The organism is Ewingella sp. CoE-038-23, assembly GCF_040419245.1.
GTDB lineage: Bacteria > Pseudomonadota > Gammaproteobacteria > Enterobacterales > Enterobacteriaceae > Ewingella > Ewingella allii.
Window position 1 is genome coordinate 905,584 of sequence record NZ_JAZHOH010000001.1, and the last position, 24,826, is coordinate 930,409.

Genomic DNA, 24,826 nt, shown 5'->3' on the forward strand with positions numbered 1-24,826 from the left:
GTGACGACAAAGCTATACAAGAATCTAAAACCTGTACAGGCTTAGTCGCACTAAATGATCAAGAATCGCGCGAGGGCGGGAAGATTTGTAAGCAAAGTAACTATTGTATCTTTATGAAATTATTCATTTATTTTTGAAGGGTACAGAATAGTCTTAAAGCGGGGAACCGACGTGAGGGGCCTTCTCCTTTTTAGGGAGAAGGCTGAGATACGCTGAAATAGGGAAAGAGAATTACTCTGCCAACCAAACCTCCACCTGATGGTTTACGCCATCATCCCGCACGGGGATCATACCGTCAGATACAGGTTGCCCGTCCATCACCACCTGATAGCCATTTTCGCCGCGTTTCACCGTGATGTGGTACTGGCTGCTGCCCTGTTGATAGGTCAGGCTGACCTGCGGCCAGTCGGCGGGCAGGCGGGTATGGATGGAGATAAACTCGCCGTGGCGCTTAATGCCCAGCAGCGACTCGGTGATCAGGCGATAGGTCCAGCCCGCTGAGCCGGTGTACCAGCTCCAGCCGCCGCGCCCGTTGTGCGGATCGACGGTGTAGATGTCGGCGGTGATGACGTAAGGCTCGACCTTGTAACGGTCTACCCCTTCGGCATTCAGGCTGTGGTTGATCGGGTTGATGAGCGACATCAGCTGCCACGCCCGTTCAATATCGCCCATTTCGGCGAAGGCCATTACGGCCCAGATCGCGCCGTGGGTATACTGCCCGCCGTTCTCCCGCACGCCCGGCAAGTAGCCGCGAATGTAGCCGGGGTTTGGCCCGTCGCCGTTAAACGGCGGGGTGAGCAGGCGAATCAGCCCGGCCTGATCATCCACCAAACGGTTATCCAACTGTTTCATCGCCAGCTGGCTGCGTTCGGGGTCGCCCGCGCCGGAAAGTACCGACCAACTCTGGGCGATGGCGTCAATCTGGCACTCATTGTTGAGATGAGAACCCAAGGTTTCGCCGCTGTCGAAGTAGCCGCGCAGGTACCATTCGCCGTCCCACGCGTTATCGTGCAGGTTCTGTTTCAGCGTTGCCGCCTGCTGTTGGCACAGGGTGGCGATTTCGGCTTTGCCCAAGCGTTCGGCCAGCGCCGCAAAGCGCTGCAACACGTTGTAGAGGAAGAAGCCCAGCCAGACGCTCTCTCCCTGACCTTTGATGCCGACGTTGTTCATGCCGTCATTCCAGTCCCCCGCGCCCATCAGCGGCAGGCCGTTTTTGCCGAAGTTCAGGCCATGTTTGATGGCGCGCACCCCGTGTTCGAACAGTGATTCATTGAGGTTGCTGAGGGTCGGCTGCTCGTAGAAAGACTCCTCTTCCGGTGCCAGCAGCCGCGCTTCGATATAGCCCACCGGCTGGTCGGCAATCGCCACGTCCCCCGTCACTTCAATGTAGTGGCACATCGCCAGCGGCAGCCACAGATAGTCGTCAGAGCAGCGCGTGCGCACGCCGTTGCCTGACGGCGGATGCCACCAGTGCTGGACGTCACCCTCGGCGAACTGGCGGGACGCACAGAGCAGGATCTGTTCGCGCATCCGCTCCGGCGCGGCGTGGGTCAGAGAGAGGGTGTCCTGCAACTGGTCGCGGAAACCAAAAGCGCCGCCGGACTGGTAGTAGCCGCTGCGCGCCATAATGCGGCAGGCCAGCGTCTGGTAAATCAGCCAGCCGTTGGTCAGTAGGTTGACGGACGGCTCCGGCGTGTGGATCTGAATTTTATCCAGCACCTGATGCCAGTGGTGGTGAATGTTGTCCAGCTCGCGGCGGGCCGCATTTTCATCAAGGAACTGTCGGATCAGCTGTTCAGCGTCCTGCGCGTTTTGCCCAAGGCCGAGGGTGAAGACGAAGGTGCGCTGGTCGCCGTCAATCAGCGTGGTGGCCGACTGCACTGCGCCACAAGGGTCAAGCCCCGCGCCGGTTTTGCCGGACAGACGCTGAAACTGCATCGCCGCCGGGGCGCGCGGAGAGCCGTTGCGCCCCAAGAATTCGCGCCGGTCGCCACTCACCGAGCAGTGAACGCCGGTGACGGCGAAGAAGGCGGTACGCTCCGAGCCATTGCTGCCGTAGTAGTTGGTCGCTAACACGCCGCAGCCTTTGTCCACCGAGGCGCTGCGCGTCATCACGTGCATGGCGGATTTCGCCCGCAGATCGGCCATGATCCATTCGACATAGCCCGTAGCCGACAGCTTACGCGGACGGCCCGAGCTGTTGCTCAGAGTTAGAATAAACAGTTTCACCGGCGCGTGTTCCGCCACCAGCACGGTTAACTCGCTGTCGATGCCACTCTGGCGATGCTCAAAGCGGCAGTAACCAAAGCCGTGGCGGGTTAAATAGTCGCCGTCGCCGCGAACTGGCAGCGGCATGGGCGACCAAACTTCGCCACTCTCTTCGTCACGCAGGTAGAAAGCCTCGCCGGAGCCGTCGGTCACCGGGTCGTTTTCCCACGGCGTCAGGCGATATTCGTGGGCGTTTTCAAACCAGGTGTAAGCCTGCCCGCTTTCGGAGATCACCGTGCCGAAGTTGGCGTTGGCTATCACGTTGGACCAAGGGGCAGGGGTGTTTTTGCCCTCTGGCAGCAGGATTTGGTACTCGCGGCCATCCGGCGAGAAACCGCCCAGGCCGTTGAAGAAGCTCAGCGAGTGAGTGTCAAACTCGCGCGGCGCGTGCAGGTTCTTCGGCAGAATCGACATCGGTACCAGCAGCGGCTGAATGTTCTGCGGCTGCTGCATTTTTTGGTTGAACTGGTCAAGCAACCCGCCGTGGCGGTCGTCGAACCAAATGCTGGCGACGCTCATCAGCAGGGTGCGGTCTTCCGAGGTCATGTGCTCGCCTTTGCGCACGAAGATGCCGCCCGGCTTGTCCATCAGGCTCGACTCGGCACCGGCCGCCACGCGGCTCATGATCTCATTGTGCAACTCTTGCTGATAGCCGCCCTGATCGTTACTCAGGATCACCAAATCCACGCTCAGCCCTTTTAGACGCCAGTAGTTATGGGCACGAATCAAATGCGTGACCATCAGGATGTTCTCCGCACTGGTGATCGACAGCAGCACGATCGGCAAGTCGCCGGAGAGCGCGTGGCCCCACAGGCCGGACTGCCCGCGACGGTTCCGACCCAGGGTTTGGGCATCGGCGCGCAGTTCGGCGCTTGGGAACAGCACCGCGCTGGCCAGCCGATTGTAGAAGTTGGCGTCATCCTCATTGGCGTTTATCTGGCGCAATGTCACCTGACTGTGCGACCAGGCCAGCTCGAACACGCGGTCGGCGATGTTGTGGTCACGGTATTTCTCCATCATCGCCAGACTAAGGTGGCGCTCAGGGGTGATGCCGTAAACCATATCGATCACCAGCGGCACGCCGGGCTTGAGCACCACCCGCTGGCGGATAGCGACGATAGGATCCAGCACCGGCCCCGCGCTGTTGCCGAGCGGGCCGGGGTTGGCCAGCGCCTGTGGGTCAGCGGAAGTATGCCCACGGCCAATAAAGGCGGCGCGGTCAGTTTCAAACGAGGTTTCGCGGTCGGTCGGGCCATGAATAGCCAGCATGTGGAACAGCCACGGGCAGGCCTCGTTCTCCTCACGCGGGCGGCGGTGGCACAGAATGCCTTCGCGATCGGCCACCAGCTCGGTCTGGATAAACAGGTTGCTAAAGGCCGGGTGGGTGAGGTCATTGGCGGCCGGGGCCAGCACCACTTCCGCGTAAGTCGTTATCTCAATGACGCGCGGCTGGCGGCCTCGGTGAGTCAAGGTCATGCGGCGAAGTTCGACGTCATCTTCCGGCGATACCACGATTTTGGTGTGCATGATCAGCTGGCCTTCGGTGCGCTTAAACTCCACGCTGGCGTCGGTAAACACTGCCTGATAAAGACTGGCCTTTTGCCCCATCGGCTGCCACGCGTTGCTCCACACCTCGCCGGTCTGTGGGTCACTGATATAGCAGAAGGTGCCGCGCTGGTCGCGGGTGGCATCTTCGCGCCAGCGGGTCAGCGCGAGATTGTGCCAGGTGCTGTAGCCGCCGCCCGCCTGCGTCAGCATCAGGTGGTAATGGGTGTTTGATAGCAACTGCACTTCGGGAATAGGGCTGTCCACATTGTTGAATTCGCGAATATCCACATTCACCGCCTGTAGCGAACCCTCCACCGATTCAAACTGGCGGCGCGGGCTGTAGAGATCCACGGCGTCAGGCACGCGCTCTTGCAGCAGCAGGCGCGCCGACTGGAATGAGGTATTGGCGGCGAAGCGATCGACCATCGGCGCGTCGAGCAGCAAATGCGACAGCGCGAGGAAGCCCATACCCTGATGGTGCGCCATATAAGAGCGCACAATCACGTAGCTTTGCCCACGGTTGAGGCGCGACGGGGTGTGGTCCAGCGCCTCGTAGAAGCCATACTGGCCGCGCGCGCCCAGCGCCTCCAGTTCCAGCAGGTTGCCGCAGGCTTTTTGCGGCTCGACCACCAGCGCCATCAGCGTGGCATACGGGGCGATCACCATGTCTTCGCCCAAGCCGCGCTTCAGGCCCAGGCCCGGCACGCCGAACGCGTGATACTGGTAGTTATGGTTGGGGTCGAAGGAGGCGTAGGCCGATTCAGAAATCCCCCACGGCACGCCGTGCTCGTTACCCCAGTCAATCTGGCGTTTCACGGCGGCGCGGCACATCTGCACCAGCAGGGTGTCGGGATAGCCCGGCATCACCAGCTGCGGCATCAGATATTCAAACATCGAGCCGCTCCACGACATCAGCGACGGCTTTTTGTCTATCTGGGTAAACAGCCTGCCGAGGGCAAACCAGCTTTTCAGCGGCAGTTGGTTGGTGGCAATGGTGAAGTAGTTGGTGAGGCGAATCTCCGAAGGAAGCAGGTCGTAATGGCCGCTATCCAGCTTATTAATGTCGCAGTTATAGCCGACACTCAGCAGGCTAGTGGTGGTGTTGTAGAGGAATTTGAAGTCCATCCGCGCATGGTCGGCGAGGCGTTTTTCCAGTTCGCTAATCAGCACCAGCCGCTTGCGCGCCAGGGTGACGGTCAGCGCGATTTTGGCCCGGTTCAGCCCCGGCACTTTGCCTTCCAACTGAGACAACCAGACCAGCGAAGGCAGCACTTTGCCCCCCGGCTCTTGCTGCATCCAGCCATAAAGCAGCGCCCACTCTTGGCAAAATTCGCTTAGTTGTACCTTGAGCGCACTCAGCCAGCGCACGTCGCCATTGGGTTCTAGCAGCAGCGTCGAGGTCAGAGTCAGCATGGCATTTAGCTCATTGAACACCTGATGCTGCGGCAGTCCGCTGGCGTTAAGCCAGTGCTGACGCAGCGGCTTGAGGGTTTCCCGTTTGCCGGTCCCCGCGCCGCTTTCCACCAGATAGAGGGTGTCTTCGATCCCCGCCAGTACCTGTTTGATGTCAATCGCGGGCAGATGGCGCAAGGCCGCCAGCCCGGTGCTCAGAGTGAGCAAGTGCCCGGCCAGATTGCCGCTATCGACGCTGGAGATATAGCGCGGATTGAGCGGCGCGAGGGTGCGGGTGTCATACCAGTTATAGAGGTGGCCGCGATAGTGCTCGAGCTTGTCCAGCGTATCCAGCGTATTGGTGGTGCGCAGCAGCAGATCGCCCTGCGTGATATAGCCGAAGTCCATCGCCGTCATGTTGGCCAGCAGCGACAGGCCGATATTGGTCGGCGAGGTGCGGTGAGCAATCACCGGCTCCGGCACCTCCTGATAGTTATCCGGCGGCAGCCAGTTCTCGTCTTTATTCACGAAGGTGGCGAAGAAGGCCCAGGTTTCGCGGGCGGTCTGGCGCAGGAAGCGGCGCTGTTTCAGGTTGATATCCGCCTGAGGCTTGCCCGGCGTTTTGCTCATCCAGCTCAGCAGGCGCGGCGCGAAGAACCACAGTACGCCCAGCGGCACGGCGAGCGTCATATACAGCGGGTTGAAGTGCAGGGTCAGCAGCACAAACAGCACCCCGGCCAGCGGGTTAACCCACATGGCGCGGTAGAAGTTCTCCGGTGACAGCGAATAGCGGGTTTTACTGGCGTCGAAGCTGGCCCACTCATTGAGATGCTTATGGCTGATGGCCAGCCGCCACAGGGTGACGAGGATAGCCTTCAGGTTGTAATAGCTCTCGTGCGGCAGGGTACTGAGGGTCAGTAACAGGTGCGACAGGCGGGTCAGCGTCGAGGCCAACACGGTTTTGACATGCTGCAACAGCGGGCGTCGCGGACCTTTATTCAGCAGGTCTAACAGCAGCGCCACCGCCGTCGGGAATAGCAGCAGCGTGGCGATAAAGCCCAGCCAGTAGGCCGGATTGGGCACTATCGTGATAGTGCAAAACAGCATCACCAGCAGGCTTGGCGCCACCAGGCTGCGGCGCAGGTTGTCGAGCAGTTTCCAGCGCGACAGGGTACTTAGCGGGTTGGCGTGGCGCGTGCCATCGGCCCGCCGCACCCGCAGGCGCAGCCAGTTGAGCAACTGCCAGTCGCCGCGGATCCAGCGCGAACGGCGCGCCGCGTCCACCAGATAGTTGGCCGGATATTGCTCATACAGCACCACGTCGCTCAGCATGCCGGAACGGGCGTAGCAGCCTTCCAACAGGTCGTGGCTGAGCACCAGATTTTCCGGGCAGGTGTTGTGGGTGGCCTGAGTGAACATATCGACATCGTAGATGCCCTTGCCGACAAAAGATCCCTCGCCAAACAGGTCCTGATAGATGTCTGACGACATGGAGGAGTAAGGATCATTGCCCGGCTTACTGCTGCTCAGGGCGGCGTAGCGCCCCTGACCGTAGCGCGGGATCTCCTCAGCCAGTCGCGGTTGCAGGATGGCGTAGCCCTCGACCACTCGACCAAGTTCAGCGTCAAAAATCGGATGGTTGAGCGGGTGGGCCATGGCGGCAACCAGCTGATGGGCCGTGGCGCGGGGCAGCACGGTATCGCTGTCGAGGGTAATGACGTACTTCACCTTGGAGAGCTGTTGCTGAGTGGCACCAATCACGGTGGAGAAAGCGTTGCTCTGGCCACGCAGCCAGTGGTTAAGGGCGCTCAGCTTGCCGCGTTTGCGCTCATAGCCCATCCATACGCCTTGCGACGGGTTGAACTCACTTTCGCGATGCAGCAGGCTGAACAGTCCGTCGGGTGCCTGCGGATAGCGGCGATTGAGCAGCTCGATTTGCGCCGTGGCGTATTCCAGCAGGCGATCGTCGGCGTCGCGATAACGGGTGTTACTGTCGTGAAAATCGGCGATCAGGGCGAAATAGAGGTGAGCGCGGGTGTTGCCGAGATAACAGACTTCGAGGCTGTTGACCAAGGCGTCAATCCCCGCGCGGCTGCCGAGCAGGCAGGGAATGGCCACCAGCGTGCTGAAGCGTTCGGGGATCTCTTTGGAGAAATCCAGCCGTGGCAAAGGGTGCGGCGTGCGGCTGCGGGTGGTGGCTTCGCTCAGTAAACTCATCACAAACTGGCTACAGACAATCACAATCGGAATAGCCAGCAGCCACAGCGGCCAGGTCATGCCTCGATCGTGGGTGTGCAGCAGCAGATCGGCGGTGAGGGCGGTGATTAGCAGGCTCAGGCTGCCCAGCCATGAAAGCAAAGGGGTTTTGTTGAGCTGCTGGCGAAAACGGCTGAGGGCTGAATAGCGGATATCCAGATGCTTCTCGAGCGCGTCGCGGCCTTTATCCACCAGAAAATAGCCGACGTGGCGCATGCGGCTGTCCGGCGGCGCGGCTTGGGTCAGGGCAATCACCTGCCGGGCAACGCCGGCTTCATCATAAATACAGTGGCGCGCCAGCATCTCAATCACGTGGCGATAATTATCGCGGGTGTCGAAGTGCATGGTCGGATAAATGCCCGCCGGGTCCTGGTGCAAGATGCTCTCCACCAGACTCATGCTTTCGGCGAAGTCCGCCCAGTCCATCTCATTCAACTGGCGCAGGCCAATAATGCTGTTACTGACGGAGAGCTGGCTGACGGCTAACTGCTGGTTGAAACGGGCAATCAGCTCAGAGGTGGTCAGGCCGACCTCGGTCAGACGCTGCTCAATCCAGGTCAACGGCAGGGCCAGCATCGAGCCGTGGCCTTGCAGTCGGCGCACTAACTCGGCGACAAAGGCACTGGTGCGCGGCGGGTTGGTGCGCGCCATGTCGGCGATCACGATGATCAAACGCGCCGGGTCGTTTTCGGCGGTGTCCTGCATTTTGTTCACCCAGCGGTCGGCCAGATTGCGCTCTTGCTGGGCCTTCGCCACGTCGATACTCACTCGCCGCAGATTCTCAATCAGCGCCAGACGCAGCATGCCGGGCAGCGCCCACAGCTCGCCCAGTTTCAGCGGCGTGACTTTCTGGTAGGCGGTCATAAAACGCGTAAGGGTGGTGGCATCCCAGTGGCCGTCGCTGTGGGCGATAACCTCGGTAGCGATGTCATAGATGCGCGGGCAGTTGTGCGGCGCAGCCAGCGCGGGCAGGCCTTTACCGAAGTTTTTCGGCAACAGCTGACGCACCAGGCGAATCTGTTCTTCAATCAGATAAAAGTTATCGAGCAGCCACTCGCCAGCCGGGGCGATGCTTTTTTTGTCGCCCGTGCTGAGGATCTGACAGTTACGCGTCAGCATGGTTTCATTGGCATCCAGCCGTTTGAGCAGGTAATAAGGCGCTTTTTTGCTCGACAGCTTATGGGATTGCGCCAGTTTTCGGCCGTAGCGCTCCATCTGATCTACTGAGAATAACTCCGCTTGAATGGCGGACGTTTCCTGATTTTCTTTCGTACTACCGGCTGAAACCGGCTGATCTTTATGACTTTTAAACCAATCACTGAACGGGATTTTCACGCAAACATTCCTTATGCGTACGCAAAAGGACAGGCTTAGACACGACGATGTGGGTACGCAAATTGAGTGAAGAAATAGCGAGGAAGCTTCACGGATGAACGGTGTAGAAAATAACCGGTTGGTTTAAGCTTAGCAGTGTTCTTCGTGGTGCTGAGTTTATATTACAGAGTTGCGAATGGGCTTGGCTTTGCCTTTGACGATTTTCAGCGCTTTATCCGGGTCGCCCGCCACAAATTCAAAGGTCGGTGAATAGTAAAAAGGCAGCCAGCCGCCGTAGCCGCTTTCCCATTCCCAACGGACCGGGCAAGGCCACAGAATATCTTCATACATAATGTAGTAAGTCCATCGTCCGTGAGGGCGACGTGGTTTGGGTGTTTTCATAAATTGGCCGGGCGGAGTTCCTACAGGACACAGGTTATATTTTGAACCCCTGAGCCCTAGGTTTCAAGCCTTGTCCCGCGCGCGGCGTCAGACGATCGGACGCGTCCCTCGGGCTTAGCCCACCGCATCAGTGCCTGTGAGCTTCAGGGTAAGTCGAACAACGAGATCAGCCAAATCCTCAATCGCAGCCCGAAAACCACCAGTGCGCAGAAGAAAAGCGTGCTGCAAAAACTCAACGTAGGCAGCATTGCCGAACTGATTTCCGTCAGCGCTATTAATCAGCGGGTGAATCCGCTCTGAAGTTAAAAATGCTATCCTTATTGGACTCACTTAACCGCCAGTCTGATAGAGGAGGGCAAAACGATGCAGGGCGTACCGGAGCTTTTCCCCTACGACAAGGACTGCGCGCAGTTTAAGGCCTTGCCACAGCTGCCCGGCGTAGAGCTGTATCACGCGCACATTGATCGCTATGCTTTTGAGCCTCACTCCCACGAGGCTTTTGGCATTGGCGCCATTGAACAGGGCGCCGAGCGTTTTCGCTATCGCGGCGCTGACCATCTGGCGTCGGCGGGTTCGCTGGTGATGATGAACCCGGATGAGATTCACACCGGCCAGTCGGAAACCGAAGGCGGCTGGCTCTATCGCATGATTTACATCGAGCCGCAGGTGTTTGAAGAGTTGTCCGGCGAACGCGCTCGCTGGTTCACCGACGCCGTACGCCACGACCCGCGCGCTGCGCGCCAACTGTCGCAACTGCTCTCCGGGTTGTGGGAAACTAACGACGCGCTGACCCGCGACGGCCTGATGCTGGCGGTGACTGACCTGCTGCGCCCGCACACTCACGTCGGGCATCGGCTGCGTTCCGAGCCTGCGCACCGTTTTGACCGGGTGACTGATTACCTGCGGGAAAACTTCGCCAACAACATCACTTTGGATGAGCTGGCGTCGCTGGTCAGCCTCAGCCCGTACCACTTCCTGCGGAAATTCAAACAGCAGATGCACGTCACGCCGCACCAGATGCTGATGGCGATTCGCCTCAACGAAGCCAAGCGCATGCTGAGTTTTGGCATCCCTGCCGCGCAGGTGGCCTTCAGCGTTGGCTTGACCGATCAAGCGCACCTGACACGCGCCTTCTCCAACCGCTATGGCTCGACCCCGGTGCGTTATCAAAAGCAGGTCGCGTCCGGTAAATAACCCTCCAATGCGTTAACTCCTCGCTTTACCCTTCTTCGCCAAGTGCGCAATTTCCTACAATACAGCCCGGACGCCTCTCTTTACCCTGACGGCATGTAAATGTTTTCTAGAGGTTAAAAATGTTAAAAGGCGTCCTGTTCGCCCTGGCTTCGGGTTTAATGTGGGGACTGATTTTTGTTGGGCCGATGATTGTGCCGGACTATCCGGCGTCGATGCAGTCCACCGGCCGTTACGTGGCTTTTGGCGCGATTGCGCTGGTGGTGGCGTGGATCAAACGCGACGCGCTGCGCGAGCTGTCGCGCGCCGACTGGATTGAAGCGCTGAAGCAGACGGTGATCGGCAACCTGATCTATTACTTCTTCCTCGCCAGCGCCATTCAGCGCACCGGATCGCCGATTTCCACCATGATTATCGGCACGCTGCCGGTGGTTATCTCGGTTTCGGCCAACCTGTTTTATGGTCAGAAGGAGGGCAAGCTGTCGTGGCGTAAGCTCACGCCGGCTCTGCTGGTGATTGCGCTGGGTCTGGGGTTGGTCAACGTCGCCGAGCTGAAGGGCAATACCGAGCCGTTTGACCCATGGCGCTACGGCACGGGTATCGCCATGGCCTTAGCCGCGCTGGCCTGCTGGACTTGGTTCCCGTTGCGCAATGCCCGCTGGCTGCGCGAAAACCCGGACAAGTCGCCAATCACCTGGTCGGCGGCGCAGGGCCTCGTGACCCTGCCTCTGGCGACGGTCGCTTTCCTGCTGGTTTGCGCCCAGCTGTCGATCAGCCACTCCGGCATCGCGCTGCCGTTCGGCCCGCGCCCGTGGGTGTTTATCGGCCTGATGATCGCTATTGGCGTGTTCTGCTCATGGGTAGGTGCACTGTGCTGGAACGAAGCTAGCCAGCGCCTGCCGACCGTGCTGCTCGGGCCGCTGATAGTGTTCGAAATTCTGGCCGGTCTGGGCTACGCCTTCCTGCTGCGCCACCAGTGGCCGCCGCTGATGACCTTAGCCGGTATCGCCTGTCTGGTGATTGGGGTGATTGTTGCAATGCGCATCAAACCTGAGCCGGTGCAGCCACTGGCGCAAAAGAATCTGCATACACCATAATTAGGCGTCGGGGCTTCTAAGGCTATAAAGGACGAGATGTAGAATCCCTACCGGATTTGAAATTTTGCGAAAATAGCCACTTTTTCCACATTTCCTCCCTGCTTTTTTCCTCATTCTGCATAAACTGCTGACAGGGCAGTGAATTCAATGACGGGGGAGAGATGGCAGCAGAGAGCAAAGTCAAGATAGCGCGGTTCGCACGGGGGGACACCCCGGCGGTCGTCGCGCTTATTTTACCGATTCAGAATCAAGAGTTCGGCGTGGCGATCACTGCCGAGCAACAGCCCGATTTAAGCGACGTTCCCGGCTTTTACCAACAAGGTCACGGAGATTTCTGGGTAGCGAAAGTTGAAGATGAAGTGGTTGGCTGTATCAGTCTGAAGGATATTGGCGAGCAGCAGGCCGCGCTGAGAAAAATGTTTGTAGCCAAGCCGTGGCGCGGCAGCGAGTATGGGGTAGCAGGTCGCTTACTTGAGACTCTGCTGGACCACGCGCGAGCGCAGAAGCTGCAGGATATTTATCTCGGGACTACCGAAAAATTCCTCGCCGCACATCGTTTCTATGAGAAGAAAGGTTTTGTTGAAGTGGATGCGTCAGCACTTCCGGCGACTTTTCCCCGCATGTCCGTGGACGTGAAGTTTTATCATTTTTCAATTTGAGAATTGAGTGATGTTAAGTTGGCGAAGGATTCAGGTTAAAAAGGCCTTTGTGCTGTTGCTCGGGGCCATGATGTTGACGGGGTGCGTGGCCGATAGTCGCTTGTGGGGATTGATCCCTAACTCGTCGGATGTTTGCGCGCACGGCAAAGACAGTATTACCGGAAATTGTCGCGATTAATCGCGTAAAACGTCAGGCTAGCAGTAAAGCGGCCTGACGTTTTTTATGCGTCGCAATAGCTTAGGCTTTGGTGCCCGGCAGCAGGGATTGCGCACATTTGAACACGTCGTCGCGGAATTTCTTCGAGGCGTCGTCGAGATCTGGCGTGTTGGCCAGCTCGGCTTTGCCCGCGTCGATAGTCTCATTAACGGCGATGGTGAAGGCATTTTCACTCTCTTGGTTAATGACGCTGCCTGCGACGCCGAACAGAATGCGCATGGCAGAAATCTGAACCAGCAATTCGCGGTTTACGCGCTCAAGTTGGTCAATACGTTTTGACTGAATATCGTCGCTCATGGTGCTCTCCTTCAAAGTAGTGGCGCACACCTTAACAAAATTGCGCGGCCAAAAAAAACCGCCATGGGCTGCCAGACGCCGGTTGCGCGATTAATGCACCATTTTCTGCATTTCGCCGCTGAGCTGAATCAGGTCGGCATTCAGCGGGACAAGTTGCTGCTGAATGTCATTGTATTTGTCGAGCGTGGCCTGTTTATCGAATTGCAGCCGATTGCCAGAAATAGTGACATTTTTGCCCTGCGCCTTGATGAAATCTGCCTTGGCGACCACCAGAGTCAGCACTTTTGGCAATAAGGTGAAGGCCTGCTCGGCCACGGCGCTAGGCTGGACCACCACTTTTTCATAAGCCTGGTCATAGACCTTTTTCAAATCATCCGGCTGCTTCAACGCGGCGTGACGGGTGTCCGCCTGTTTGCGCAGCACCACCAATTTTTCCCGCCAGTTGCTGCTGCTCTCCGCCATTTTTTGCAGCTCATCGCGTTTTTCCAGCAGCTTGTTCACCGTCACGGTTTCATTCAGGCTGGCAAACACCGGCCCCAGCGACGCATTCATCTCTTCACTCATCTGGCGATGAAAATCAGTGATCAGCCCATAGTCATCACTGTATTTGCCGAAATCTTTACGCTCTTCTTCGGTCAATTGCGGCACGGCGACGGTTTGCACCGCCATAATCCGAGTCTGTAAGAAGTCGATAAAGGCTTTGCGCTGGGCGGGCTCTTTATCGCCACAGCCGATGAGGGCAAGCAGCAGGGCCAGCATAATGAAAGGCAGCAGCAGATAACGCAGGGCGATGCCCCGACTTGATGAAAAGGGCAAAGATGACGTGTGCATTGAAATTTTCTTCCTTATTTGAAACATTTCAACCTACAAACATAGACTATAACCTCTGCAACGCGTATTGCGTTGCGCATTCCTGCCAGTGGGCAAGGCTCTTCACCTGCTCTCGGCAGGATAACGTAATGATCAACAGGGAAACTATGATCCGACGTAAAAGTAAGTACTGGCTTTCACTCACGGCCTTGCTGGTTCTGGCAGGGTGTAGCACCAAGAAGCAGTCGGAGACGGCAGTCACTCGCCCGGCAGACACCAAAGCGCAGATAGTTCGATTGATGCCGGCTAGCGTGCCTGACCGTCAGGGCTGGGCGACGGATATCACGGCGGCTTTTAGCGCGCAGAACATTGCGCCGACTACCGAGAACATCTGCTCGGTGCTGGCGGTGGCGCAGCAAGAGTCAAACTTTAGCGTCGATGCGCCGGTGCCGGGGCTGGGGAAAATTGCCTGGAAAGAGATCGATAGGCGCGCCGACGCGGTGCATGTGCCTAATTTTCTGGTCCACACCGCGCTATTAATAAAGTCACCAAATGGCAAATCCTACAGCGAGCGACTGGACAAAGTGCGCAGCGAAAAAGAGCTGAGCGCGATTTTCGATGATTTCATCAGCATGGTGCCTATGGGGCAGAAGCTGTTTGGCAATCTCAACCCGGTACACACGGGTGGGCCAATGCAGGTGAGCATTGCCTTTGCCGAAGCCCACGCCAAGGGCTATCCGTATCCTATCGACGGGACCATTCGCCACGAAGTGTTTAGCCGCCGTGGGGGGATCTATTTCGGCACGCTGCACCTATTGGGCTATCCAGCCAATTACAGCCAGACGCTTTATCGCTTCGCGGACTTCAATGCCGGTTGGTACGCCAGCCGCAACGCCGCATTCCAAAGCGCGGTGAGCCGCACGTCCGGCATCCCACTGGCGCTCGATGGTGATGTCATCAATTACGGCACGGATAAGGCTGGCTCTACCGAGCTTGCCGTGCGGGTACTTGGCAAACGGCTGGGAATGAGTAATTCTGCTATTCGCCGCGCATTGGAAAAGGGTGACTTGCCGGAGTTTGAGCAAACCTCCCTCTATAAGCAGGTTTTCGCCTTAGCGGATAAAACGGCTGGTAAGCGCTTACCTCGCGAAATACTGCCGGGTATTCAGCTAGAAAGCCCGAAAATTACCCGTAAACTCACCACGGCGTGGTTTGCCAAACGGGTCGACGAGCGTCGTCAGAAATGCGTCGCCAGCGCAGGCTAAGGCGTAAATTTTATTCGGCTGGTTTTGTGACAGCGCAGAGCGATAGGTCCATGGGCGCCTGCATAATGATCGTGTTGGTTTGAACCTCAATCCTTAATCGAGAATTTTACATGAAGAATGTCGCCGCCCTGACGATATCCACGCTGTTCTTTTATGGATGTGATACGCAAGCCAGCCTCGAGCCGGTAAACCCAATTTTTGCCAGCTACTCCAATATCTTTGGCTTCGAGCCGATTCGCGGCAAAGTAAAAAGCTTCCTGCAACAGCAGCATGATGAGCAGGGCAAAGTCAGTTCCTTGTTTCAAGGCGCGCTATCGGCAACCGGCTGTTTTAATGAGTTAAAAGTGGTAGCACCCCTGATGGGGCTAGATGTCGATCTGCTCAAAGAGGGTAACTTCCTGGTGAATCGGGGAGATAAGCAGAAGCGTTATGCTTTGAAAGATAACTGCTTACCCGAACGGGATCTCACCGACGACACACGCTATGAAAGCAATGATAAAGGCTATGTCACGGCTGCTATCAACGAAAAAGATACGAGTAAAAACAGTTATTTTGAGTATGACGCCTCGGGATTCCCTTCGAAAATATCTCAACCGACGCCGACCGGGCCTTTTGTCGCCATCATTAAAGCGACAGAATCCGAAGAGAAAAAACGGAATAACACCATCGAAACCCGAGTTAAAGATGTCCTGCTTGGGGAAGTGATCACCCGCTGTGACTATGATGACCACTTCAACGCAACTCACTGTAAGATAACCAGTAAGTCAGCAGAAAAAGACAAACCTTTGCCGAAGAGACTCGATGATCCCGAGACAACTACGATAGAGTATTACTAAAAAGACGAGGGAGCAGAGGGGCATAAAAAGGCTTTCAACCTGCTTAATTTATTCTCTGTGATTAGCCGTCTGGCAGTATATATCGCTGTAGAATAAAAACCGGCTAACTAAAGTTAATCTGAAATAAAGCTTGCGTCTAAAAGTTATCTATGTGTAAATAGCGTCAACGGTTTGTCGTTAAGACCTATTTATGAAAGACATTTTAGTAAAGCAGTTCCTAGTTCAAGTGATATAGCAAATCTCTTCTCCGACGAATTTTCTTCTCTAGTGCCCCCATAAGTAACTCATAATAAAAACAGACCCTCATTGCCCTATGGCATCTAAAAAATAAAATTCAAGAAGGTATTTCTTATGTCTAATAAAATGACTGGTTTAGTAAAATGGTTTGATGCTGGTAAAGGTTTTGGTTTTATCAGCCCTGCAGACGGTAGCAAAGACGTGTTCGTTCACTTCTCTGCAATCCAGAGCAATGATTTCAAAACCCTGGATGAAGGCCAAAACGTTGAATTTACCATTGAAAATGGTATGAAAGGCCCTTCAGCTGGCAACGTAGTCGTACTGTAACAATCGTCTGTCATAATGGTTTTAACCTGCAATAGCGATGATGGGCCAGACCCGGAGCAGACAGGAAAATAATTAAGACAGCGTTACAACGATTCAAATAAACCTCGATGAAAATCGAGGTTTATTGCTCTCTGGAGCATGTAAAAATTTCCGAATATATTATTCACTGCTCGTTTAATAAAATTATCGTTTACCAACAGAAAAGACGATTTGCGAATTTTCCTAACGATTATCCATTTTTAAAAAATAGGGTTTTGGGAGATTGCCTGAAATAGGCGAAGTCGATTTTTCTGTTGTGAAACAGTTTTGCTCAGACTGCGCAATGTTGGAGTGTTCGATGGACGCTTGCGCCACAATATGACGGCCGGGAAAGTAACCGGCACTCATTTTTAACCTGAATACTTCATATTGCAGATGCGTTGGCTGGACGAACTTGTCGCCTTCCGTGCAACTCGATTTTTGGGTGAAATCAAAACCGCACTCTGTTGCGGTTTTTTTGTGCCCGAAAATCACCACCGGCTCTGAGATTGGCAAAAAAAAGATAAAAAAAAGCCCGCACGAAGCGGGCAAAATAACAGGGTTCTACAGGGGTTTTCTACACAGGGACATCACACAACATCTTGATGGCTCTAAGGTATCAAACGCTCTGTATGGTTTTGTCATCGCTCGGTAAGGTTAGGGCAGGAGTTGTAAAATCCAGCGTTACTCGAACGATTAACGCGATGCGTGATATGAACTAGAGCAATTCCATGAGCATGGCCATCACATAACCTATTGCCATCGAACCGCCAGCCATCGTCAGCCAGAATACTGTTGCTTTCATAACTCCCTCCATGAGACGGGGAAAGTGGCCCCGGTGTCTATCGAGCTTTGGCGCACGGCTCGTGCCAAAGTCCTACTGAACTCGCGAATTTATATTCATTTCGCAAATTCATGATAGCAAACCCATACTAAAAGCGGATGAATAGACGGCGTTTCTTTGACCTGTCCCGTGCTTTTAGCTTTAGGGGGCCGTTTTCGCCTTATTCACAGGAGGCTCAGTTCAGGTAATCAGTATGTGCTGACAACTTGTTGTAAGCGCTTGCTTCAACCGTTGTGCAGTGCGGGCGGCCGCCTTCTTTAGCCTTGCGGCTAAGCTCGGAGGCAACATCTTTAGCGTTGGTCGGCTGTGCTGCCGCGAGATTGAAGCTCAGGGTGCCAAGAAACAGGGAGAAGATAATCAGGGTGATGCGGTTCATGTAAAGCTGTCCGGTTAATGCGAGATCCTTAAAGGTGCAGCCAGCTTCTAGTCATAACAGTTGTAGTAATAAGAAACGGGAGCGATTTATGCTCCCGTTCATCATTTTAACTGCATGTAAGAACTGCGCTACACGTGCTGGAGCGCATTATGCCCTTGTTCGGCTTTGTTCGGAAGGCGAATTGTGGCAGAAAGCACCAAAGAGAGCACTAAAAGTACAGCGATGAAGGTGAAGGTCACGATGAAGCCGCCGAACAGGGAGGCGATAAGTGAACCCATGACGCTGCCGATGCCGAAGCCGAGATACAGCAAACCGTAGTTTTTGGTCAGGTTATTCAGCCCGAAGAAGTCACTCACCAGCGATGGATAGACGGTGATGGTACCGCCGAAGCTGAAGGCCACACAGGCTACGGAGATGAAGAACAGCGTCTCATTCATATTGGAAAACAGCAGAATGCTCATGCCGACCAGTGAGATGACCTGCGCCATGGAAATTACCCGGATGCGCGCCATTTTGTCTGACAGCACTCCTAGGATCAGTCGGCCGCTGAGGTTAGCAATGGCAATCACGGTGACGGCGTTGGCGGCGGTGACCGCGTTGAGATGCACCAGACCTTCGCCGATGTCCTTCGCCACGCCGATAACATACAGGCCGCTCATGCAAGAGGTGAGGAACATCATCGCCAGCATCCAGTACTGTGGCATGCGCACGGCTTCTGACAGCGTGAAGTCACGGCTGCTGGTCAGGTTGTCTTCATTACAGTTGATGGTCTGAGGAGCCTGCTTAGGCGCGTCTGTCATCATTAGGCCGCCGATGATAATCATGGTCATCGCCAGCAGACCCCAGATAATAAAGGTGCTTTCCAGAGAATAAATGCTGAGTAAGTGGCCGCAAATAAATTTAAAACCTAAGCTGCCGAGGCCGTAAGCGCCGATGGCACAGGCTGAAATTACCCCTTTACGCTCCGGGAACCACTTCACGCAGTTGGACAGTGTCATCAGATAGCCCGCGCCGTCTGCCAGCCCGACCAATACTCCCGCGCTGAGATACAGCATGATTAAATTGTTGGATTGGGAGGTGAGCGCAAAACCTATCGCCATCACCACGCCCGCCGCCATCGTGACTTTCTTAACCCCGAATCGGTCTTGCAGCTTGCCCGCGACAGAAGAAGCAATCGCCAGGCCCAGGCTCAGTAAGCCGAAGGAGAAGGCCACGCGGCTGATCGGTTCATCCAGCTTTTGGGACAGCTGTCCGTTAAACAAACTCCACGTATACACAGAGCCAAGAGCAAATTGGGTAATGATGGTGCCAAACAGCGTTAGCCAGCGTGTGCGGTTGTCGTTTTGCATTCCAGATTTGTCACTCATAGTGGGTTCTCCCGAGCGAAATAAAGTCAATTAAACTGTTTGTATGATAAATCTTTCGCCGCACAGCGATCGGTTTCGGGCATGAGATGCCTTGGTACAGGAATGAAATGCACAGGAGAGGGTATGAAACACATTTTTTGCTGAAAAATAGCCCATAAATTGCGCTTAAAACGCCTTTCCAGCCCAGTCTGGGCGCGGGTTTTGTTTGATCTGAGTCATGCTTTTAGCTTTTATTTTTTCGCCAGCCTAAGGATGCCCATAACAGAGGGTAGCCGCCGCCGACTCCCGCTACGCCATCAACTCTCCTGACATGGGGGGGAAATTGTATAGGGCGCATGCCTTTTACACCCCCTCATGAAGTTTTGATTAAACATAGATTAAGTAGTTGGGTTTTTCTTATTAGTCGTCTTCTTATTAAGATGGCGGAAATTATGTGACGTTTAAAAGAATACAGAGAATATATAATTATTTTTAAATCATTAGTCGATTCGAATAGGGAACATAATGCAATGAGAAGAAATATGGCACGTTTGTTAATACTTTTTCCGCTTCTTACCTTAATTGGGTGTACAACGCCGAAAGCAGGAATAAAAGGGAAAGTGGCAAATGCCAGTGAACAATCCTGCATTAACGAATTTAAAGCGCTAAAAAATATTGATCCTGCTTCCTACGAAATCTATCAGCAACAATTCTCCAAGGTAAACCAAGCCTATGAGGTTTACCGAACTAACAGTCTGAATATTAACAAGGATTCTAAAGATATCCTCGGTATGGAGTTGAGTAACAAGATTAAATTGATCTGCGCGCGGGTCAAAGATGCGTCATTTAAGAACATGGAAAAAAGATCACAGGAAATTAACAATCTATGATGAAGCGTACTCTTTGTATCTGCGTTTTTCTTGCTCTTGCTAGTATGAGAGGGGCAGTGGCGGAAGATAATACTAATAACCTCAATCTTCTAAATAAATTACGAGAGGAAAAATTAGTAAAACCGGCTCTTCAGCCAGTATTTAGTTCATCTGGCGTTAGCGAACAGGATTCGTCTGGGGAATTATCCAAGGATATTCCGAAAAAAAAAGATAACTCGCAGAATACTCCGCTAACTGCTCAATGGTATAAGCAGCAGCTTTCTGAACTCAATAATAAAAATAAGAAGCTTCAGTCTGAAATTATTACCATTAGAAAAAAGCTTGCGGCGATCAGCGGTGAGCCAGTACCTGAAACGCTCGAGGTGCAAGCCAAAGAGACCGCGCGGCAGCTGAGTGATGCACAGCAGGCATTGCTGAAGGCCAATGAAGATAACGCCCGACTGTCAGCATCGGCCAGACAGGCCGAGCAGGAGAAAGCCAAGCTGGATGCGCAGATTGCCAAACTGACTGCGCAGCGACAGCAGGATTCTTCCCAGTCGGCTAAGCAATTGGCAGATGCTCAGGCAGCAGGGAAAAAGGCCAGCGATGAAAACAGTCGTCTGCAGGCAGCCGTCAACCAGGCCGAGCAGGATAAAGCCAGGCTGGATAAGCAGATTTCCGAACTGACAGCACAGCAAAAGCAGGGGTCGTCGCAGTCGGCTAAGCAATTGGCAGATGTACAGGCGGCGGGGAAGAAGGCCAGCGATGAAAACGCTCGTCTACAGGCAGCAGTGAAACAAGCCGAGCAAGACAAAGCCAAGCTGGATAAACAGATTGCCGAACTGACTGCGCAGCAAACCCAAACAGCTGCGCATGCTGCTAAACATTTGGCAGAGGCACAGGCTGCGGCGAAAAAATCTGCAGATGAAAATCTTCGTCTACAGGCTGAAGCCAAACAGTCTGCGCAGGGCAAGGTTAAGCAGGATAATCAGATCGCCGCTCTTACCGCCCAGCAGTCTCAGATAACCAAACAGCTGGTGGAATCTCAGGCCGCAGAGAAGAAAGCCAGTAATGAAAATCTGCGCTTACAGGCGGTAGAGAAACAAGCCGCGCAGGATAAAACCAAGGTTGATGCGCAGATTGCTTCGCTCAACACAGAGAAAACTCAGCTTGCTGCCCAAGTTGCCAAACAACAGGCAGATGCACAGGCTGGCAGTAAAAAATGGGCCGATGAGCAAGCCGCGCTGGCGACTGAGTTGGCCAATGTGAAGAAACAACTGGCAGAGAAATCAGCGGCTAATGTGACCTCTGGCATACCAAGCAGTGAGCAGGTCAAAGCATCAATTACTGCCGATAGCAAAGCTGGAAGATTGGCGAAACGCGCCTATTCCTTGGGGTATTTCATCGGGCTGGAGTCTGAGCAGGAGTTGAGAAAGATCACCGCTTACACTGCCCCGGTGGATCAAAACATCGTCCTCAAAGGCTTGTTGGATCGTTTTAATCACACCCCGTTGCTGACTGATAAAGAGATCGAAGCTTCTCTGGCGGTAGTCGATAAGGAAATTAATGAGAATACGGCTGATAAAGGGAACAAAAACAGAGCTATAAATGAGCAGGTTATGGCCAAGGCTGCGAAAATGAAGAACGCCGTGAAAGCGAAAAGTAACTTCATTTATGTCATCACCAAGCCGGGTTCTGCGCTAAAAGTGAAACCGACTGACAGCGTCCGTATCAAAATTATCGAGAAATTAGGTGACGGTACGATCATTGCCAGCGAAAAAGACAACAATGTCATTGCTGCTGCCGTTAAAGATATTCCACTTACCTTGCAGGAGGTGATTGTGAAGATGGGGATTAATGGAGAAGCGACGCTCTATATCCCACCTAATTTAGCGTATGGAGAAAAGGGCATTGCGGGGAAAATCCCACCTAACTCATTGTCCATTATGACAATTAAGGTTCTTGGCATTAAAGAAGATTAATAACCATCCGCAGCAAAATGCTTAAGCAGGCTAAATTACCGGCCTGCTTAAGCTTGGGTGGTTTAATTACCGCCTTAATCCAAATAAGGCTGAGACTTAGGCTTTTTTTCTCAGACCTCTTCCTATAAAAAGCGCAAGTGATAGGATGTGCCGCAACTTTACAGGGTAGGACTATTCTCATGTTCAGGTTGGGTGCTTTCGTTGCAATTTTGCTGGCGTTGACTTCCTTTTCAGCGTCCGCCGTAACGGCCTATAAATGTGTGTTAACGCATAACGTACAAGCCGCGGATGGTACTGAAACCGCCGATGTGATTAATAAAGACGCGCACGTGTTTGACGCTGGCAATACTTTCACCTTCTCCCCAGACGGTACCAAAATGATCACCAGCCCGGAGCTGACGGATATCATTGGTCAGAATAACCAGCCTATGAAGGCCGGGGCGCAAGATAACCTGATGTATATTCACGTTAAAAACAACTTTGTGGTCGCGACAGAAACCGACGGTTATGTGTATGGCGACTGTGTAGAAATCGCAACGAAATAAGCCCTGCTGACTCATCCCTTCTTCTGCGAATCTGGCTTTTGATAGCGGGATTCGCATCTCAATTTGTTTTAACTGTTACTTTTTCCTCTTACATTTTCATAAATAGAAACATTACTGCCAGTTCATTAGCACACTTCTTATAGTCGGGGTATGCCTGAGCCGATAGACTTGCGGCCTTTTCACCATTCCGTTTCCGCCACTGCTTTATAAGCCGATTAGAAAGGGTTTTGCGCGCCTATGGCTCTACTTAATGACGAAATTCGCGACCATACCGCTGAGTCCGTCCTTTTTGTCCGCCGTGCCGTCATCGCCTTTGTGGTCGTGGTGCTGCTCTCTTCCGTACTGGTTTATAACCTGTATCGTTTACAGATTGGGATGCATGATTTTTACCAAACGCGTTCCAACCAAAATGACATCAAAATGTTGCCGATCGCCCCGAGCCGCGGGCTTATCATGGATCGCAATGGTGTGGTTCTGGCGCAGAATATCACCCTGTATCAGATAGAAATTATTCCCGGCAAGGTGGATGATCTTCAGGCCACGCTAAAAGCCTTGACCCCCATCGTGGATCTTACGCAGGACGATCTGGATAACTTCCACGATGCCATGATCCACGGCCGTAAGTTCGCTGAGATCCCGCTGAAGCTGGCGTTGACCGACGTCGAGGTGGCGCGCTTCTCAGTCAATCAATTCAATTTTCCCGGCGTGTCCATCAGCACCTACCAGCAGCGGCAGTACCCTTACGGGGCGGAGCTGGCGCACGTCGTCGGTTATGTGTCGAAAATCAATGACAAAGACGAAAAACGTCTCGAAAAAGAAGGAATTGCCGAAAACTATGCCGCTGACCATGACATAGGTAAGCAGGGCGTGGAGAAGTATTATGAAAATATTCTCCATGGGCATACCGGCTATCAGGAAGTCGAAGTGGATAACCACGGTCACGTGGTGCGCCTGCTGAGGGAAGTGCCTCCCCAGGCTGGGCAAAATATCTATCTGACGCTGGATTTAGGTCTACAGCAATATATTGAGAAAGTGCTGAAAGGCCAGCGCGCCGCGGTCGTCGTGATGGACCCGCGAGACGGCGGCATTAAGGCGATGGTTTCCAGCCCGAGCTACGATCCCAACCCCTTCGTCAACGGCATCTCCAGCAAACAGTACAGCGCGCTGCTGAAGAACCCTGACCTTCCGCTGATTAACCGCGTGACTCAGGGCCTTTACCCGCCGGCGTCCACGGTTAAGCCATTTATGGCCACATCGGCGCTGTTTGCCGGGGTTATCACGCCGCAAACAACTTTCTTCGGCGCGCCGACCTGGACACTGCCGGGCACGGAACGCCGCTACCGCGACTGGCTGAAAACCGGCCACGGTATGCTGAATGTGACTAAAGCTATCGAGGAGTCAGCGGATACCTTCTTCTATCAGGTGGCCTATGAGATGGGTATCGACCGTATTCACGAGTGGCTGAGTAAATTCGGCTATGGGCAATCGACCGGGATTGACCTCGACGAGCAGTACAACGGCGTGCTGCCAAGTCGCGAGTGGAAGCAGAAAGTCCATAAGAAGGGTTGGTATCAGGGGGATACTGTTTCCGTAGGTATCGGCCAGGGTTACTGGGTCGCGACGCCAATCCAGATGGTGCGAGCTCTAAGTGCCTTGGTGAATAACGGTAAATTGCAAACGCCGCACCTGCTTTACTCAAGCCAGAGTGGCAAAGTGATCACGCCATACGTGCAGCCGCCGACCACACAGATCGCTGATCCTAAATCACCTATCTGGGGAATTGTGCGCAACGGCATGTTCGGCATGGCGAACTTCCCTAACGGGACGGGCTACAAACTGTTCCATACCGCGCCTTATCAAATCGCTGCGAAATCAGGGACATCGCAGGTGTTCAGCCTGCGTGAAAACCAAATCTACAATGCCAAAATGACGCCAATCAGACTGCGTGACCACATCTTCTACACGGCCTTCGCGCCATATAAAAATCCCAAAGTCGTGATGGCGCTGATCCTCGAGAACGGCGGGGGAGACGGCGTGGTGGCCGGGCCGACGGCGCGCGCTATTCTCGACCATATCTTCTTGCCGCCGGAAGTGGTGGCGAAATGTGACCCGGCCAAGGTCGATAATCCGGCCAACTGTGAGCAAGATGTGCCTGCGCCCAATGCGCTGGGTTTTAGCGAACATTAATAATGCGCTGAGTGTCGGAAAACAGAGACAAATCCCTAAGAGTGGTGTCTCTAAAAAGAGACATTTAACTAATTGATATTGAATATCTTTATTCTTATGATTGTGAAGTGTTGTTTTTTAGCGACACTTTGTTGAATAAATGCACTTTCTTTTAAGGCAGCAGACAACGATTAAAAATAAAAGGAATTATTTTCCCTCTACTAATCAATCATTTATTTTTGAAGTTTAATTTGTGGCACGAAGCATGCATAATAAGCGCAGTTGCTCATTCAATTGATTATGATAGCCTGCGCTAATCCGCAAAATGTGCCCATAATGCCCGAATGACGCCAAAGCAAGGTGCCTATCGTTCACCAGACCGATAATCGTTGCGCAAGCACGTTATCAAACATCGAACGACACGTTGAGTGAGGCACCACCTATTCTGGATGACTGAACACCTTCGCCTTGAAGGGTGTTCAGTCCCCCTCCTAAAAGTGCTCTAACACTCCTTTTAATTTGACTCTTTTCTGGCTGTAAATCAGTTACTCAGTTAGCATTTAG

Annotated in this window: 18 protein-coding genes; 11 read left to right on the forward strand and 7 right to left on the reverse strand. The window is 53.9% G+C overall.

The window, feature by feature from the left end; genetic code table 11:
- Positions 1 to 231: 231 nt before the first annotated feature.
- Positions 232 to 8,799, reverse strand: a complete 8,568-nt coding sequence (locus V2154_RS04330; RefSeq protein WP_437341990.1) for a GH36-type glycosyl hydrolase domain-containing protein — start codon at positions 8,797 to 8,799, stop codon at positions 232 to 234.
- Positions 8,800 to 8,955: 156 nt separating this feature from the next.
- Positions 8,956 to 9,180, reverse strand: a complete 225-nt coding sequence (locus V2154_RS04335) for a hypothetical protein (protein ID WP_353501205.1) — start codon at positions 9,178 to 9,180, stop codon at positions 8,956 to 8,958.
- 126 nt (positions 9,181 to 9,306) lie between these two features.
- Here V2154_RS04335 and V2154_RS04340 point away from each other — a divergent pair, with 126 nt between their 5' ends.
- The 4 genes from V2154_RS04340 to V2154_RS04355 all read left to right on the forward strand — a co-directional run bounded on the left by V2154_RS04340 (position 9,307) and on the right by V2154_RS04355 (position 12,127).
- The gene (locus V2154_RS04340; RefSeq protein WP_353503913.1) at positions 9,307 to 9,480 is read left to right on the forward strand and encodes a helix-turn-helix domain-containing protein; all 174 of its coding nucleotides are present in this window, start codon (positions 9,307 to 9,309) and stop codon (positions 9,478 to 9,480) included.
- Positions 9,481 to 9,543: 63 nt separating this feature from the next.
- Entirely contained in the window at positions 9,544 to 10,374 is an 831-nt protein-coding gene (locus tag V2154_RS04345) for an AraC family transcriptional regulator (RefSeq protein WP_353501206.1), read from the forward strand.
- A gap of 119 nt (positions 10,375 to 10,493) precedes the next feature.
- Complete coding sequence (locus tag V2154_RS04350) at positions 10,494 to 11,468, forward strand: DMT family transporter (RefSeq protein ID WP_353501207.1); 975 nt, start codon at positions 10,494 to 10,496, stop codon at positions 11,466 to 11,468.
- A 161-nt stretch (positions 11,469 to 11,629) separates the two neighbouring features.
- Positions 11,630 to 12,127 carry a GNAT family N-acetyltransferase gene (locus tag V2154_RS04355; protein ID WP_353501208.1) on the forward strand — a complete coding sequence of 166 codons (498 nt, stop codon included), beginning with the start codon at positions 11,630 to 11,632 and terminating at the stop codon, positions 12,125 to 12,127.
- A 238-nt stretch (positions 12,128 to 12,365) separates the two neighbouring features.
- Here V2154_RS04355 and V2154_RS04360 read toward each other — a convergent pair whose 3' ends face one another.
- Positions 12,366 to 12,641, reverse strand: a complete 276-nt coding sequence (locus V2154_RS04360; RefSeq protein WP_051899391.1) for a hypothetical protein — start codon at positions 12,639 to 12,641, stop codon at positions 12,366 to 12,368.
- Positions 12,642 to 12,731: 90 nt separating this feature from the next.
- Complete coding sequence (locus V2154_RS04365; protein WP_353501209.1) at positions 12,732 to 13,472, reverse strand: DUF3053 domain-containing protein; 741 nt, start codon at positions 13,470 to 13,472, stop codon at positions 12,732 to 12,734.
- A 146-nt stretch (positions 13,473 to 13,618) separates the two neighbouring features.
- Between V2154_RS04365 and V2154_RS04370 the strand changes: the two genes are divergently transcribed.
- The 3 genes from V2154_RS04370 to cspE all read left to right on the forward strand — a co-directional run bounded on the left by V2154_RS04370 (position 13,619) and on the right by cspE (position 16,116).
- A complete protein-coding gene (locus tag V2154_RS04370; RefSeq protein ID WP_353501210.1) occupies positions 13,619 to 14,716 on the forward strand; it encodes a DUF1615 domain-containing protein in 1,098 nt (365 codons plus the stop codon).
- A 110-nt stretch (positions 14,717 to 14,826) separates the two neighbouring features.
- Complete coding sequence (locus V2154_RS04375; RefSeq protein ID WP_353501211.1) at positions 14,827 to 15,552, forward strand: YnfC family lipoprotein; 726 nt, start codon at positions 14,827 to 14,829, stop codon at positions 15,550 to 15,552.
- Positions 15,553 to 15,903: 351 nt separating this feature from the next.
- Positions 15,904 to 16,116, forward strand: coding sequence for a transcription antiterminator/RNA stability regulator CspE (cspE, locus tag V2154_RS04380; RefSeq protein WP_034788110.1), 213 nt, complete (start codon positions 15,904 to 15,906; stop codon positions 16,114 to 16,116).
- A gap of 222 nt (positions 16,117 to 16,338) precedes the next feature.
- Here cspE and V2154_RS04385 read toward each other — a convergent pair whose 3' ends face one another.
- The 3 genes from V2154_RS04385 to V2154_RS04395 all read right to left on the reverse strand — a co-directional run bounded on the left by V2154_RS04385 (position 16,339) and on the right by V2154_RS04395 (position 18,721).
- Entirely contained in the window at positions 16,339 to 16,686 is a 348-nt protein-coding gene (locus V2154_RS04385; protein WP_353501212.1) for a hypothetical protein, read from the reverse strand.
- 467 nt (positions 16,687 to 17,153) lie between these two features.
- Positions 17,154 to 17,354, reverse strand: a complete 201-nt coding sequence (locus V2154_RS04390) for a hypothetical protein (RefSeq protein WP_353501213.1) — start codon at positions 17,352 to 17,354, stop codon at positions 17,154 to 17,156.
- A 128-nt stretch (positions 17,355 to 17,482) separates the two neighbouring features.
- Positions 17,483 to 18,721: an L-lactate MFS transporter gene (locus tag V2154_RS04395; RefSeq protein WP_353501214.1), complete on the reverse strand. Its 1,239-nt coding sequence runs from the start codon at positions 18,719 to 18,721 to the stop codon at positions 17,483 to 17,485.
- 521 nt (positions 18,722 to 19,242) lie between these two features.
- On the opposite strand from V2154_RS04395, the gene V2154_RS04400 reads away from it, so the two are divergent.
- From V2154_RS04400 to mrdA, 4 genes are all read left to right on the forward strand, one after another.
- On the forward strand, positions 19,243 to 19,590 hold the full coding sequence (locus V2154_RS04400; RefSeq protein ID WP_353501215.1) for a YuaE family lipoprotein: 348 nt from the start codon (positions 19,243 to 19,245) through the stop codon (positions 19,588 to 19,590).
- On the forward strand, positions 19,587 to 21,551 hold the full coding sequence (locus tag V2154_RS04405) for an FKBP-type peptidyl-prolyl cis-trans isomerase N-terminal domain-containing protein (protein ID WP_353501216.1): 1,965 nt from the start codon (positions 19,587 to 19,589) through the stop codon (positions 21,549 to 21,551). Before V2154_RS04400 ends, V2154_RS04405 begins: the two co-directional genes overlap by 4 nt.
- A gap of 260 nt (positions 21,552 to 21,811) precedes the next feature.
- The gene (locus V2154_RS04410; RefSeq protein ID WP_353501217.1) at positions 21,812 to 22,096 is read left to right on the forward strand and encodes a hypothetical protein; all 285 of its coding nucleotides are present in this window, start codon (positions 21,812 to 21,814) and stop codon (positions 22,094 to 22,096) included.
- 237 nt (positions 22,097 to 22,333) lie between these two features.
- Positions 22,334 to 24,283, forward strand: coding sequence for a peptidoglycan DD-transpeptidase MrdA (gene mrdA, locus V2154_RS04415; RefSeq protein ID WP_353501218.1), 1,950 nt, complete (start codon positions 22,334 to 22,336; stop codon positions 24,281 to 24,283).
- The last annotated feature ends 543 nt before the right edge of the window (positions 24,284 to 24,826 follow it).

Coding starts and splice junctions, on each gene's coding strand:
- V2154_RS04335 (WP_353501205.1), bottom strand. CDS start 9,180: ATGAAAACACCCAAACCACGTCGCCCTCACGGACGATGGACTTACTAC.
- V2154_RS04345 (WP_353501206.1), top strand. CDS start 9,544: ATGCAGGGCGTACCGGAGCTTTTCCCCTACGACAAGGACTGCGCGCAG.
- V2154_RS04350 (WP_353501207.1), top strand. CDS start 10,494: ATGTTAAAAGGCGTCCTGTTCGCCCTGGCTTCGGGTTTAATGTGGGGA.
- V2154_RS04355 (WP_353501208.1), top strand. CDS start 11,630: ATGGCAGCAGAGAGCAAAGTCAAGATAGCGCGGTTCGCACGGGGGGAC.
- V2154_RS04360 (WP_051899391.1), bottom strand. CDS start 12,641: ATGAGCGACGATATTCAGTCAAAACGTATTGACCAACTTGAGCGCGTA.
- V2154_RS04365 (WP_353501209.1), bottom strand. CDS start 13,472: ATGCACACGTCATCTTTGCCCTTTTCATCAAGTCGGGGCATCGCCCTG.
- V2154_RS04370 (WP_353501210.1), top strand. CDS start 13,619: ATGATCCGACGTAAAAGTAAGTACTGGCTTTCACTCACGGCCTTGCTG.
- V2154_RS04375 (WP_353501211.1), top strand. CDS start 14,827: ATGAAGAATGTCGCCGCCCTGACGATATCCACGCTGTTCTTTTATGGA.
- cspE (WP_034788110.1), top strand. CDS start 15,904: ATGTCTAATAAAATGACTGGTTTAGTAAAATGGTTTGATGCTGGTAAA.
- V2154_RS04390 (WP_353501213.1), bottom strand. CDS start 17,354: ATGAACCGCATCACCCTGATTATCTTCTCCCTGTTTCTTGGCACCCTG.
- V2154_RS04395 (WP_353501214.1), bottom strand. CDS start 18,721: ATGAGTGACAAATCTGGAATGCAAAACGACAACCGCACACGCTGGCTA.
- V2154_RS04400 (WP_353501215.1), top strand. CDS start 19,243: ATGGCACGTTTGTTAATACTTTTTCCGCTTCTTACCTTAATTGGGTGT.
- V2154_RS04405 (WP_353501216.1), top strand. CDS start 19,587: ATGATGAAGCGTACTCTTTGTATCTGCGTTTTTCTTGCTCTTGCTAGT.
- mrdA (WP_353501218.1), top strand. CDS start 22,334: ATGGCTCTACTTAATGACGAAATTCGCGACCATACCGCTGAGTCCGTC.